At 65.9% G+C, this 7194-nt stretch carries 7 protein-coding genes and 1 pseudogene; 4 read left to right on the top strand and 4 right to left on the bottom strand.

Annotated features, from left to right (window positions below):
• Window positions 1–365 (top strand): TIR domain-containing protein (locus tag ACT6UX_RS28930; protein ID WP_444778617.1); only part of this gene is annotated, 365 nt, incomplete at its 5' end.
• Between the two features lie 179 nt (window positions 366–544).
• Here the strand turns inward: ACT6UX_RS28930 and ACT6UX_RS28925 are convergent.
• The 3 genes and pseudogenes from ACT6UX_RS28925 to ACT6UX_RS28915 all read right to left on the bottom strand — a co-directional run bounded on the left by ACT6UX_RS28925 (window position 545) and on the right by ACT6UX_RS28915 (window position 2090).
• A complete protein-coding gene (locus tag ACT6UX_RS28925) occupies window positions 545–1198 on the bottom strand; it encodes a Fic family protein (protein WP_444778616.1) in 654 nt (217 codons plus the stop codon).
• Window positions 1199–1452: 254 nt separating this feature from the next.
• Window positions 1453–1647, bottom strand: a pseudogene (locus ACT6UX_RS28920) (DUF4172 domain-containing protein); the annotation flags it as partial.
• A gap of 92 nt (window positions 1648–1739) precedes the next feature.
• The gene (locus tag ACT6UX_RS28915) at window positions 1740–2090 is read right to left on the bottom strand and encodes a DUF1330 domain-containing protein (protein WP_444778615.1); all 351 of its coding nucleotides are present in this window, start codon (window positions 2088–2090) and stop codon (window positions 1740–1742) included.
• A gap of 366 nt (window positions 2091–2456) precedes the next feature.
• Between ACT6UX_RS28915 and ACT6UX_RS28910 the strand changes: the two genes are divergently transcribed.
• Together ACT6UX_RS28910 and ACT6UX_RS28905 are read left to right on the top strand one after the other, a co-directional pair.
• Window positions 2457–4337 (top strand): cyclic nucleotide-binding domain-containing protein, encoded by a 1881-nt coding sequence (locus tag ACT6UX_RS28910; RefSeq protein WP_444778614.1) that lies wholly within the window; start codon window positions 2457–2459, stop codon window positions 4335–4337.
• 397 nt (window positions 4338–4734) lie between these two features.
• Window positions 4735–4932 carry a hypothetical protein gene (locus ACT6UX_RS28905; protein ID WP_444778613.1) on the top strand — a complete coding sequence of 66 codons (198 nt, stop codon included), beginning with the start codon at window positions 4735–4737 and terminating at the stop codon, window positions 4930–4932.
• A gap of 24 nt (window positions 4933–4956) precedes the next feature.
• Here ACT6UX_RS28905 and ACT6UX_RS28900 read toward each other — a convergent pair whose 3' ends face one another.
• Window positions 4957–5412, bottom strand: coding sequence for a YccF domain-containing protein (locus tag ACT6UX_RS28900; RefSeq protein ID WP_444778612.1), 456 nt, complete (start codon window positions 5410–5412; stop codon window positions 4957–4959).
• Between the two features lie 188 nt (window positions 5413–5600).
• Between ACT6UX_RS28900 and ACT6UX_RS28895 the strand changes: the two genes are divergently transcribed.
• On the top strand, window positions 5601–7178 hold the full coding sequence (locus tag ACT6UX_RS28895) for an ABC transporter substrate-binding protein (protein ID WP_444778611.1): 1578 nt from the start codon (window positions 5601–5603) through the stop codon (window positions 7176–7178).
• Window positions 7179–7194: the final 16 nt, after the last annotated feature.

The following is a 7194-nucleotide window of genomic DNA, read 5'->3' as shown; positions in this document are numbered from 1 at the left end:
CGATAATTCTGCATGAACAGGCCAATCAAGGACGTACGATCATTGAGAAAATCGAGGCTCATGGGGATGTGGGATTTGCTGTAATCCTGCTCACGCCTGATGACGTCGGTGCCGTCAAGGGTGGGGAGCCGCTGCCGAGAGCGCGGCAGAATGTCCTTCTTGAACTGGGTTACTTTGTCGGAAGGCTCGGGCGATCACGGGTCTGTGCGCTAAAGCGCGGTGACATTGAGGTGCCTTCGGATTTCGGCGGGGTTGTGTACGAGCCGTTTGATGCCGGTGGATCTTGGAAGCAGGCGTTGAGCCGCGAGTTAGAGGCGGCAGGTTTCGATATCGACTGGAATGTTGCGATGAAGCCCCAGCACTGAAAGCCGCTGTGGTTTAGCTAGCGCTGGAGTCGCAATGCACAAGACTGAGGTGCGCCGCGTTTCTCACGATTCATAGGTGGTAGAGGTTGCCTCGCCGTTAGGTGCGCCGCGGAGGGATTCATCAGGTTCGACCATCGCTCTGCCTTAAAGAGCCTCTGGTCGGCATGGTCGCCTATTGTTCATCCCGCCAGCCGGTAACTCGTACTCCGCCCGCCCGCGTCCTCGCGCTCCAGGATCCCGCGTGACATCAGATCGGTGATGTCGCGCAGCGCGGTGTCGGGCGAGCATTTTTCGATCTTGGCCCATTTGCTCGACGTCAGCTTGCCGGTGAAGCCGTCCAGCAGCCGGTTCAGCATGTCGTGCTGGCGCGCGTTGAACGCGGCGTCGGCGTGTTTGCGCCAGAACGCGGCCTTCGCAAGGACCTTGGCGAGAACCCGGTCGGCGCCCTCGAAGGCGCGCTCGAGGCATTCGAGGAACCAGCGGATCCAGCCGGTGATGTCGAGCGTGCCTTTCGGGGTGGCTTCCAGCTGGTCGTAGTAGGCGTTCCGTTCGAGGCGGATCTGGGCGGACATGCTGTAGAAGCGCTGCGGGCTCTGCTCGGAACGCGCCAGTGCCATGTCGGCGACGGCGCGTGCGATGCGGCCGTTGCCGTCGTCGAACGGGTGGATGGTGACGAACCACAGATGCGCGACGGCGGCCTTGATGACCGGGTCGTCGTCATGGGGCGCGTCGAACCAGTCGAGCAAGGACTGCATCTCGGCGTCGAGGCGCGGGTCCGCCGGGGCTTCGTAGTAGGCGCGCTCGCGGCCGATGGGGCCGGAGACGACCTGCATCGGGCCGCTGCCGTCGCCGCGCCAGCGGCCGACATCGATCCGGTTGATGCCGCTATAGTCGGTCGGGAAGAGGGAGGCGTGCCAGCCGAGAGGCGCGGGGCGGTCAGCGGCGCGTCGAAATTCTGCGTGGCGTCGAGCATCATCTCGACCACGCCCTCGACATGCCGGTCGGTGGGGGCGAGCGCCCCGATCTCGAGGCCGAGGCGGCGCGCGATCGAGGACCGGACCAGGTCCTTGTCGAGCACCTCGCCTTCGATCTCGCTCGACTTGAGGACGTCCTCGGTCAGCGTGTGGAGGACGGCCTCTTCCCTCAACCGGAAACCCAGCCCCAGCATCTGACCGATGAGCCGGCCCTGATGATGGCGGACACGCGCCAGCAGCGTGGCCAGCTCGTCCCGCCGCCATGTGAAGCGAGGCCAGTCCGGGTGCTGGTGAATGTAGTGGGGCATAATCTCCGCTTTCGGTGCGGCGATTATGGTCTCTATTCGCCGCAAGGGCAATTTTCGCCGCAGAACATGCGGAGAAAGAGAGGTCCGCGCTCTCAGCCTTTTCGAATGGCGTCGCGTAGTCCAGCGGCGAATCTCTTGATCGTGAAGCCCTCAGGAATCTGATCGATCAGGATGATGTCGGAGATGGCGTTGCGAATGCGCAGCGGCCGGATCGCACGATAGGCAGCGGAGTCATACCACGCCGTCGCCGCGGCCCGGTCGGGGAACTCCATGAGTACGACGGAACCCGGCCACGCACCTTCGATGACGTCTCCCTGTCCTTGGGCGAGCCACTTGCCGCCATAGGGCTGCACGGTCGCCTCGACCTGCTCCAGGTAATCCAGCCCCTCGGCGTTGGGCATGTCGGCGGGGATACGCAGATGGTTGATGAGATAGGTGCTCATGACGATCGACTCCGGCTGTTGGGACGCGGGGCCGGCGGGCTCCCGCGGCGTGACTTCGACGGCATGAAGTCTCGCGCCGTGCCGCTATCGCGGCCATTCCTCAGGCGTTTGGTCCGGACCGGCACTTTGTATGGCCCGCCCCTACCTTGGTATGAGGGCTTACAGCATGCGGATCGATGGGGTGACGACGCTCGGCACGCCCGCACTCCGGTTCGAGCGGCCCTACAGCCGCGCGCGTTACCTGTCCTGTGGAGTCTATGCGGAGCAAATTCTCGGTGTTCGGCATCGAACGCACCGCGCAATTGTTGCGTCCCGCCGGATGCGCCATAGGAAAGGCCGTGGCGTGAGCAGGGTGCAGCGGGGCAAATGAATACCGGCGAGATCTTCGGCTACATCGCGTCCCTCTTGGTCTTCGCCACCTTCTACATGCGCACCATGCTGCCGCTGCGCATCGTGGCGGTCGCCAGCAACCTCGCCTTCATCACCTACGCCGCGATCGACGGGCTGACGCCCATTCTGATCTTGCACTCGGCGCTGCTGCCACTGAACCTGCTGCGCCTCATGCAGATCCGCGAGCTGGGCGCGCAGGTCGAGCGCGCGTCGAGCCACGAGTTCTCGGCGGCGGCCATCCTGCCGTTCATGAAGAAGCGCGTCGTGCGCGCCAACGAGGTGCTGTTCTCGTCGGGCGACCTCGCCGAGGAGCTGTTCTACGTGCTGGAGGGCGAGGTCTTCCTGCCCGAAGTCCAGCAGTCGGTCGGGCCCGGCGCCTTCTTCGGCGAGATCGCGCTGTTCTCCGCCTCGGGCCGCCGCACCGCGACCGCCATCGCCCGCGGCAACGGCATCGTCATGTGCTTGAGCAAGAAGGCGGTGCTGGCGGCCTTGCTGCAGAGCCCGCAGCTCGGCATTCACCTTTTGCGCATCATCACCGCCCGCATGCTGCAGAACGCCGGACTGCGCGACGAGCCGATGGTGGCGGTCGAGGAGTCGGGCGCCGCGGCGGCCGCTTCGGGGCCGGGTGCGGCCCGTCGCCCGCTGGCGCAGCGCTTGGGGCGCAAGAGCCGGATCGCGCTGGTGGTCGGGCTCGGCCTCATCCCCATCTGTGTCGCGGTGTTCCAGCCGCTCTACATCATGCTCGATCGCGATGCGGCGGTGACCTCGTGGCTCAGCCTCGCCACCGCGCCGATCGGCGGCACGCTCGGAGGCTTCGAGACGCGCATCGGCCAGCAGGTCGGTGCCAGCGGCGACGTCACCACCATCGTCAATCGCAGCGTCGACCGCAGCGGCGTCATCCGCGCCGAGGGCAACGAGCGCCGCGCCGAGGCCCGGCTGGTCCAGCTGCGGCTCTACCAGGAGCGCGTGACGCTGCTTGCAAAGGAATGGGCAGAGCGCCGTTCGCGCTATGCCGAGGGCTTCCGGCGCGACCTCGACATCGACATCCAGGATCTCGACAAGCGGCTGGTGCTGCTGAAAGAGCGGGTGGCGCTGGCCGATGCCTCGGCACAACGCCGGCGCTCGCTGCGCGCCACCGGCACCGGTTCGCAGGCCGACGAGGACGTCGCCACGTCCAGCCATCGCGAGCTGCAGGTGGCGATGACCCAGATGGAGAGCGCGCTGGCCCGTGTGCGCGAGCGCCGCCGGCTGGCGGGCGAGGGCGTCTACCTGCAAGCCGATGCCAAGGAGCCGGAATGGTCTTGGCGCAGCCTCGACGAAATCAACCTCGAGGCGGCGCGCGCCAACCGCTCGCTCTCGGATGCGCAGGAGGAACTCAGCACCGCGCGCTCCATCCTGGCCGACGAGCGCCGCAACCTCGAAGCCCTGTCGACTGCGACGATCCGCATTCCGCCGCTGATGACCCTGTGGTCGGCGCCGGTGAGCGACGGCGCCACGGTGCGGCAGGGCGAGAAGCTGTTCTCGTGGATCGACTGCAAAGTGCTGCTGGTCGACGTGCCGGTGACCGAGACGCTGGCAGCGCTGCTCCAGGAGGGCATGAAGGCCACCGTGCTGCTGGAAGGCGATTCGCGCAGCCATGCCGGGACCGTCCTGCTGACCCGCGGCGCCTCCTCGCGCATCGGCGGCGACGATCTCGCGAGCCTCAGCCGCGGCCACAAGAGCTGGAGCGCCCAGGCACTCGTCGAGATCACCGATACAGCGGGCCTCCCCGAATGCCCGATCGGCCGCCGCGCCTTCGTCGGCTTCCCCGACATCCGCCTGGTCCAGTACCTGCGCGCCTATCTGCCGGGATGGTAGGGGCCTTTGGAAAAAGAGACCCGTCAATCATAAGCGAGAGCCCGCGCAAGTGTTGCCGCGCCGCCACGCTCCACGGGCATCGTTCATCGGTACGCCAGCGGTGCCGGAACTCGTCGCGCGCGTCCGTCGTTCGCTCTGCCGTCGAGACGACACACAATGAACGGGACATGGGATACCAGAATGGACGACAGCTCTCGCCAACTCCTCCTCGCGACCTTCGCCTATCTCGTCTTCATGGGCGGCCTGATCGGCACTCTGGGTGCCGCCTTCGGGGGCTGACGGGCCGGGCGGCCTCCGCTACTTCCGCGATTCGCATATCAAATGTTATGCGCCTGCCGGTTGCGCCCCGCGGGCTTTGGGTGTTGCATGAGTCTGCAGTCGAACGCCGGAGGGGCGCATGGCCATGCTCGACTTCATCCGCCGCAAGAACATCGCAAATCTGACGAAGCAGCTTGCGGGCGGCCAGCTCGACGAGGCGCAGCGTCGCTACGCCGAACAGAAGCTCGCCGAGGAACTCGCAGAGGAGAGGGCCGCCGCGGACGTCGTTCCGTTACCGCCGGACGGAGACGGCGGCGGCCATGCCGCCTCCTGCTGAGCGGCGCTTCGCCAGGAGCCGGTCTCAGCCGCGACGGCGGTCGATCTCGGCACGGGCGTTTCGGCGCGCCATCTCCTCGGCCACTTCCGTGGGCACGCAGACCTTGTTCACGGGATTGAGCACCGTGCCCAGCGACTTGGCGATCACCAGGGCGACCGGGATGCCGACGATCGAGAAGCATAGCGCGAACACCTGGATCGCGTTCAGGATCACGAACACTACGCCGAACGGCAGGTAGACCAGCATCACCAGAGTCGAATAGGCGCGCCACAGAGGGTTCTGCGGCATGTCGAGATCCGACTTGCTCACCATCTCGTTGCCGAATGGCGCCAGCAGGAACTTGCCGAACTCCATCAGCCCGAGCCCCAGCGGTGCCGTGACGACCAGCAGGGTGAGCAGCAGGCCGAGCAGCCAGTAGAAGGCTGCGGTGAGGAACCCGAGGAACGGGATGTGCCACAGAATGTTGCCCAAGGTCCTCAATGTCGCTCTCCCCCTGCCGCTGCCCGCAGCGTCGCGACCACAATGCGCCGTCTGCCGGGGGCGTGGCAATCGCTGCCCGGCCGCACGTCGCCCATGAGGTGAAGGAATGAACCTTCAGGCCGAATGAATTTCCAGCGGACGAAAGGCCGCCCTAGCCTCCGGCACCGGAAATGAACCTGGAGGCGGGGATGGCGAAGCGTCGGGCGAGCGGGTGGCTGGCGGCGGCCGCCGTGGCGCTGATGATGCCGATGGCAGGCCTGGCGCAGCAGCCGAAGACGCTGCGGGTGGTGATGCATTCCGACCTCAAGATCCTCGATCCGATCTGGACCTCGGCCTTCATCGTCCGCAACCACGGCTACATGGTCTACGACACGCTGTTCGCGCTCGACGGCGACCTCAGGATCAAGCCGCAGATGGTCGAGACGTGGAGCGTCACGCCCGACAATCTCACCTGGACCTTCACCCTGCGCGACGGGCTCGAATTCCATGACGGCCAGCCGGTCACGACCGAGGACGTGCTGGCCTCGCTCAAGCGCTGGGCGGCGCGCGACTCGGTGGGGCAGATCCTGTGGGGCAAGCTCGCCGAGGCGAGGGCGGTCGATGCCAAGACCTTCCAGCTTGTGCTGAAGTCGCCCACGGGCGTCGTGCTGCAGGCGCTGTCCAAGCCCTCGGGCAATCCCTTCATTATGCCGAAGCGAGTCGCCGAGACCTCGCCCAACGACCAGATCAAGGAATTCATCGGCTCCGGCCCCTTCATCTTCAAGGCAGACGAATGGAAGCCCGGCGACAAGACGGTCTACGTGAAGAACCCGAAGTACAAGCCGCGTTCCGAGCCCGCCTCCGGCCTCGCCGGGGGCAAGGTCGCGAAGGTCGATCGCGTCGAGTGGATCGCCATGCCCGACCAGCAAACCGCGGTGAACGCGTTGCAGACCGGCGAGATCGACATCATCGAGGCGCCGCAGCACGACCTCTATCCGCTGCTGAAGCAGGACCGCAACGCCGAGCTGATCAATCCCAGCAAGTGGGGCAACCAGTACATCTATCGCTTCAACCAGCTGCACAAGCCGTTCGACAATGCGAAGAACCGGCAGGCGATGCTGTACGCGCTGAACCAGAAGGACTTTCTCGACGGCGTGATCGGCGATCCGGAATTCTACCAGGTCTGCAAGGCGATGTTCATCTGCGGCGGGCCCTACGAGACGACGGCGGGCTTTGCCGACAAGTATGAAAGCAACTTCGCCAAGGCCCGGCAGCTTCTGGCCGAGGGCGGCTACGACAATACGCCGGTCGTGCTGCTGCATTCGACCGACCTCTATGCGCTCGCGAACATGGCGCCGATCGCCAAGTCGCTGATGGAGAAGGCCGGGATGAAGGTCGACATGCAGTCGATGGACTGGCAGACCCTGGTCGCCCGCCGCGCCAGGAAGGATCCGCCGGACAAAGGCGGCTGGAACGTGCTGATCACCTCGACCTCGGCGCCCGATGCGCTCGATCCGCTGGCGCTGGGCTTCATCGTGGCGACCTGCGACAAGGCCCCGTTCGGCTGGCCCTGCGACGAAGAACTCGTGCGGTTGCGCAGCGCTTTCGCCGACGAGCCCGACGAGGCCAGGCGCAAGGAGATCGTGGAGAAGATCCAGCTGCGCGCCGCCGAGGTGCCGACCCATGCCTTCCTCGGCCAGTACACCAGCGCCATGGCACGACGTAAGGTCGTCACCGGCAACGTCACCTCGCCGGTGACGGTCTTCTGGAACGTCGAGAAGCGGTAAGGCGGGAGCGTTCCGA

The organism is Reyranella sp., from assembly GCF_052439685.1.
Taxonomy (GTDB): domain Bacteria; phylum Pseudomonadota; class Alphaproteobacteria; order Reyranellales; family Reyranellaceae; genus Reyranella.
This window is presented reverse-complemented; position numbering and strand designations above follow the sequence as displayed.

Bases quoted from the DNA above. Each gene is read 5' to 3' on its own strand.
- ACT6UX_RS28925 (WP_444778616.1), bottom strand. From the start codon at position 1,198: ATGCAGGTCGTCTCCGGCCCCATCGGCCGCGAGCGCGCCTACTACGAA.
- ACT6UX_RS28905 (WP_444778613.1), top strand. From the start codon at position 4,735: ATGGCCATGCTCGACTTCATCCGCCGCAAGAACATCGCAAATCTGACG.
- ACT6UX_RS28915 (WP_444778615.1), bottom strand. From the start codon at position 2,090: ATGAGCACCTATCTCATCAACCATCTGCGTATCCCCGCCGACATGCCC.
- ACT6UX_RS28910 (WP_444778614.1), top strand. From the start codon at position 2,457: ATGAATACCGGCGAGATCTTCGGCTACATCGCGTCCCTCTTGGTCTTC.
- ACT6UX_RS28895 (WP_444778611.1), top strand. From the start codon at position 5,601: ATGGCGAAGCGTCGGGCGAGCGGGTGGCTGGCGGCGGCCGCCGTGGCG.